The organism is Micromonospora sp. ALFpr18c (assembly GCF_008868155.1).
GTDB lineage: Bacteria > Actinomycetota > Actinomycetes > Mycobacteriales > Micromonosporaceae > Micromonospora.
Genome location: NZ_WBKR01000288.1, coordinates 1 through 5,390 on the forward strand (window position 1 = coordinate 1; position 5,390 = coordinate 5,390).

Genomic DNA, 5,390 nt, shown 5'->3' on the forward strand with positions numbered 1-5,390 from the left:
GGGTTCCACGGAATGTGGGGCTTCTGATCGGTGTGTGGTTGTTCTTTGAGAACTCAACAGGGTGCTTGTAAAGCCAGTGCCAATTATGATTTATACCCCGGACTGGTCAGGCTTCGGTTTGGCTGGTTGGGATTCCTTTGGCAACATTTGTTTGTTGTCAGGATGCTGTTCAACTAATTTTTTGTTGGAGAGTTTGATCCTGGCTCAGGACGAACGCTGGCGGCGTGCTTAACACATGCAAGTCGAGCGGAAAGGCCCTTCGGGGTACTCGAGCGGCGAACGGGTGAGTAACACGTGAGCAACCTGCCCCAAGCTTTGGGATAACCCCGGGAAACCGGGGCTAATACCGAATAGGACTTCTGGCCGCATGGCTGGTGGTGGAAAGTTTTTCGGCTTGGGATGGGCTCGCGGCCTATCAGCTTGTTGGTGGGGTGATGGCCTACCAAGGCGACGACGGGTAGCCGGCCTGAGAGGGCGACCGGCCACACTGGGACTGAGACACGGCCCAGACTCCTACGGGAGGCAGCAGTGGGGAATATTGCACAATGGGCGGAAGCCTGATGCAGCGACGCCGCGTGAGGGATGACGGCCTTCGGGTTGTAAACCTCTTTCAGCAGGGACGAAGCGAGAGTGACGGTACCTGCAGAAGAAGCGCCGGCCAACTACGTGCCAGCAGCCGCGGTAAGACGTAGGGCGCGAGCGTTGTCCGGATTTATTGGGCGTAAAGAGCTCGTAGGCGGCTTGTCGCGTCGACCGTGAAAACTTGGGGCTCAACCCCAAGCCTGCGGTCGATACGGGCAGGCTAGAGTTCGGTAGGGGAGACTGGAATTCCTGGTGTAGCGGTGAAATGCGCAGATATCAGGAGGAACACCGGTGGCGAAGGCGGGTCTCTGGGCCGATACTGACGCTGAGGAGCGAAAGCGTGGGGAGCGAACAGGATTAGATACCCTGGTAGTCCACGCTGTAAACGTTGGGCGCTAGGTGTGGGGGGCCTCTCCGGTTCCCTGTGCCGCAGCTAACGCATTAAGCGCCCCGCCTGGGGAGTACGGCCGCAAGGCTAAAACTCAAAGGAATTGACGGGGGCCCGCACAAGCGGCGGAGCATGCGGATTAATTCGATGCAACGCGAAGAACCTTACCTGGGTTTGACATGGCCGCAAAACCTCCAGAGATGGGGGGTCCTTCGGGGGCGGTCACAGGTGGTGCATGGCTGTCGTCAGCTCGTGTCGTGAGATGTTGGGTTAAGTCCCGCAACGAGCGCAACCCTCGTTCGATGTTGCCAGCGCGTTATGGCGGGGACTCATCGAAGACTGCCGGGGTCAACTCGGAGGAAGGTGGGGATGACGTCAAGTCATCATGCCCCTTATGTCCAGGGCTTCACGCATGCTACAATGGCCGGTACAATGGGCTGCGATACCGTGAGGTGGAGCGAATCCCAAAAAGCCGGTCTCAGTTCGGATCGGGGTCTGCAACTCGACCCCGTGAAGTCGGAGTCGCTAGTAATCGCAGATCAGCAACGCTGCGGTGAATACGTTCCCGGGCCTTGTACACACCGCCCGTCACGTCACGAAAGTCGGCAACACCCGAAGCCGGTGGCCCAACCCTTGTGGAGGGAGCCGTCGAAGGTGGGGCTGGCGATTGGGACGAAGTCGTAACAAGGTAGCCGTACCGGAAGGTGCGGCTGGATCACCTCCTTTCTAAGGAGCACCTTCCGACGAAAGTCGGTAAGGAGCCCGCGCTGCCCGAATGTGGTGGTGGGGTGCTCGAATGGCGGAGACACTGGCAAGTTTTGCCTCGGCAACGGCCGGCGGCGCTTAGTACAGCCATCTTCGGGTGGTGGGAACGGATGCTGTTGGTGCGGCTGGGGGGGAATGTAGAGCACCCTGTTGGGTCCTGAAAGAACAACCGTTGGTTGTTTCTTTCGGAGACTGGTCTGAGCCCCTGGTGGGGCTCAGAAGTCTGCCAGGCATGGCCTGGCCTCACATACCGCCGACTGTTGGGTTGGGTTTGGTGTGGGGCGGATCGGGTTGTGGGTTGGTCGTTTGTTGAGAATTGCACAGTGGACGCGAGCATCTTTGTGGTCAAGTTGTCAAGGGCGAACGGTGAATGCCTTGGCACCAGGAGCCGATGAAGGACGTGGGAGGCCGCGATAGGCCTGGGGGAGCTGTCAACCAAGCTGTGATCCCAGGGTGTCCGAATGGGGAAACCTGGCACCAGTCATGTGGTGTCACCCACACCTGAACACATAGGGTGTGTGGAGGGAACGCGGGGAAGTGAAACATCTCAGTACCCGTAGGAAGAGAAAACAATTTAGTGATTCCGTGAGTAGTGGCGAGCGAAAGCGGATTGAGGCTAAACCGGCTGCGTGTGATACCTGTCAGGGGTTGCGTGGTTGGGGTTGTGGGACCCTGCTGAACAAGCTGACACTTGTTCGAGAAGTTACAAAGTTAGTGGCTAGTCGAACAGTCTGGAATGGCTGACCGTAGACGGTGAAAGTCCGGTAGGTGAAAGTTGCTGACCTTCTGTGGGTGTTCCCGAGTAGCGGCGGACCCCTGAAATCTGCCGTGAATCTGCCAGGACCACCTGGTAAGCCTAAATACTTCCTGGTGACCGATAGCGGACGAGTACCGTGAGGGAATGGTGAAAAGTACCCCGGGAGGGGAGTGAAATAGTACCTGAAACCGTTCGCCTACAATCCGTCGGAGCCTTGCGGGGTGACGGCGTGCCTTTTGAAGAATGAGCCTGCGAGTTAGTGGCATGTGGCGAGGTTAACCCGTGTGGGGGAGCCGTAGCGAAAGCGAGTCTGAATAGGGCGATTCAGTCGCGTGTCCTAGACCCGAAGCGGAGTGATCTAGCCATGGGCAGGCTGAAGCGCGGGTAAGACCGCGTGGAGGGCCGAACCCACCAACGTTGAAAAGTTGGGGGATGACCTGTGGTTAGGGGTGAAAGGCCAATCAAACTCCGTGATAGCTGGTTCTCCCCGAAATGCATTTAGGTGCAGCGTCGCGTGTTTCTTGCCGGAGGTAGAGCACTGGATGGTCTAGGGGGCCCACAAGCTTACCGAAATCAGCCAAACTCCGAATGCCGGTAAGTGAGAGCGCGGCAGTGAGACTGCGGGGGATAAGCTTCGTAGTCGAGAGGGAAACAGCCCAGATCACCAGCTAAGGCCCCTAAGCGTGTGCTAAGTGGAAAAGGATGTGGGGTCGCATAGACAACCAGGAGGTTGGCTTAGAAGCAGCCACCCTTTAAAGAGTGCGTAATAGCTCACTGGTCAAGTGGTTCCGCGCCGACAATGTAGCGGGGCTCAAGCACACCGCCGAAGCTGTGGCATTCACATTTTAACCTTGCTTGGACGTGATTCCTTGTGCAGGTGTGTGGATGGGTAGGGGAGCGTCGTGCCGCGAGTGAAGCAGCGGGGTGACCCAGTTGTGGACGCGGCACGAGTGAGAATGCAGGCATGAGTAGCGAAAGAAGGGTGAGAAACCCTTCCGCCGGATGACCAAGGGTTCCAGGGCCAGGCTAATCCGCCCTGGGTGAGTCGGGACCTAAGGCGAGGCCGAGAGGCGTAGTCGATGGACAACGGGTTGATATTCCCGTACCCGCGAAAGAGCGTCCCTGATGAACCTCGTTGTGCTAACCACCCGAACTGGCTGATGTCTTCGGACGGATGTTGGGGAGCGTGGGAACCTGATGGGTAGTAGTCAAGCGATGGGGTGACGCAGGAAGGTAGCTGAGCCCGGCCGGTGGTTGTGCCGGGGTAAGCGTGTAGGCCGTGTTGTAGGCAAATCCGCAACACATGAGGCTGAGACGTGATGCCGAGCCGATTCAGGTGAAGTCAGTGATCCTATGCTGCCGAGAAAAGCCTCTAGCGAGTTCTTAGCGGCCCGTACCCCAAACCGACACAGGTGGTCAGGTAGAGAATACCGAGGCGATCGGGCGAACTGTGGTTAAGGAACTCGGCAAATTGCCCCCGTAACTTAGGGAGAAGGGGGGCCGGAGACGTGAAGCCCCGCGCGGGTGGAGCGTTGTATGGCCGCAGAGAGCAGGGGGAAGCGACTGTTTACTAAAAACACAGGTCCATGCGAAGAAGTAATTCGATGTATATGGACTGACGCCTGCCCGGTGCTGGAACGTTAAGGGGACCTGTTAGCTCTTCGGGGCGAAGCGGAGAACTTAAGCGCCAGTAAACGGCGGTGGTAACTATAACCATCCTAAGGTAGCGAAATTCCTTGTCGGGTAAGTTCCGACCTGCACGAATGGCGTAACGACTTCCCCACTGTCTCAACCACAGGCCCGGCGAAATTGCAGTACGAGTAAAGATGCTCGTTACGCGCGGCAGGACGGAAAGACCCCGGGACCTTTACTATAGCTTGACATTGGTACTCGAATTAGCTTGTGTAGGATAGGTGGGAGCCGGTGAAACCTATACGCCAGTATGGGTGGAGGCAATCTTGAAATACCACTCTGGTTGATTTGGGTATCTAACTTCGGACCGTTATCCGGTTCAGGGACAGTGTCTGGTGGGTAGTTTAACTGGGGCGGTTGCCTCCTAAAAGGTAACGGAGGCGCCCAAAGGTTCCCTCAGCCTGGTTGGCAATCAGGTGTTGAGTGCAAGTACAAAAGGGAGCTTGACTGTGAGACTGACAGGTCGAGCAGGGACGAAAGTCGGGACTAGTGATCCGGCACTTGCGAGTGGAAGCGGTGTCGCTCAACGGATAAAAGGTACCCCGGGGATAACAGGCTGATCTTCCCCAAGAGTCCATATCGACGGGATGGTTTGGCACCTCGATGTCGGCTCGTCGCATCCTGGGGCTGTAGCAGGTCCCAAGGGTTGGGCTGTTCGCCCATTAAAGCGGTACGCGAGCTGGGTTTAGAACGTCGTGAGACAGTTCGGTCCCTATCCGCCGTGCGCGTAGGATACTTGAGAAGGGCTGTCCCTAGTACGAGAGGACCGGGACGGACGAACCTCTGGTGTGCCAGTTGTCCCGCCAGGGGCACGGCTGGTTAGCTACGTTCGGAAGGGATAACCGCTGAAAGCATCTAAGCGGGAAGCCTGCTTCAAGATGAGGTATCCCACCCACTTTGTGGGGTAAGGCCCCCAGCTAGACGACTGGGTTGATAGGCCGGAAATGTAAGCCCGGTAACGGGTTCAGTTGACCGGTACTAATAGGCCGAGGACTTGACTACTAAGCTGCTACGCGTCCACTGTGCAACTCTCGATAAACGAACAACAGACCACAGTGTGGTGTTGTTTGACATGTCGATAGAGTTACGGCGGTCATGGCGGAGGGGAAACGCCCGGTAACATTCCGAACCCGGAAGCTAAGCCCTCCAGCGCCGATGGTACTGCACTCGTGAGGGTGTGGGAGAGTAGGACGCCGCCGGACAATC

3 rRNA genes are annotated in these 5,390 nt (G+C 57.4%); all 3 read left to right on the forward strand.

Annotated elements, in window-relative coordinates:
• The first annotated feature begins 181 nt into the window (after positions 1-181).
• The 3 genes from F8271_RS29625 (at position 182) to rrf (ending at position 5,386) form a co-directional block, all read left to right on the forward strand.
• Positions 182-1,696, forward strand: a 16S ribosomal RNA gene (locus tag F8271_RS29625).
• 382 nt (positions 1,697-2,078) lie between these two features.
• Positions 2,079-5,186 (forward strand): 23S ribosomal RNA (locus F8271_RS29630).
• 83 nt (positions 5,187-5,269) lie between these two features.
• A 5S ribosomal RNA gene (rrf, locus tag F8271_RS29635) occupies positions 5,270-5,386 on the forward strand.
• The 16S, 23S and 5S rRNA genes sit together here, the layout of an rRNA operon.
• Positions 5,387-5,390: the final 4 nt, after the last annotated feature.